The organism is Salmonella sp. SAL4457 (genome assembly GCF_046548235.1).
GTDB lineage: Bacteria > Pseudomonadota > Gammaproteobacteria > Enterobacterales > Enterobacteriaceae > Salmonella > Salmonella enterica.
In genome coordinates this window covers 1-276 of the sequence record NZ_JBGDZO010000393.1, presented here as the reverse complement: position 1 = coordinate 276, position 276 = coordinate 1, and the positions used below count along the sequence as shown (strand labels likewise).

Sequence of the window (276 nt, the reverse complement as noted above, 5' to 3'; positions counted from 1 at the left end):
GGATGGTCGCGCCCTGGCCGAAGTAGTTCAGCACCAGCGCCGGCAGCACCAGCAGGAACCAGGCACGGGCGATCGGCTTGCGACCGAAGTGGCCCATGTCGGCGTACAGCGCCTCGGCGCCGGTCAGCGCCAGTACGGTGGCGCCGAGGATGGCGACACCGATGCCGGGATGCGAGCTGAAGAAACGCACGGCCCATACAGGGTTCATCGCCTGCAGCACTTCCGGCTGCTGGATCACCCCGTAGACGCCCAGCGCCGCCAGGGCGCCGAACCAGA

General features: G+C 68.8%; 1 protein-coding gene. It reads right to left on the bottom strand.

Annotated features, from left to right (window positions below):
- The coding region (locus tag ACLJNW_RS24785) for a KUP/HAK/KT family potassium transporter (protein ID WP_410961297.1) at positions 1 to 276 on the bottom strand (276 nt) is incomplete at both ends.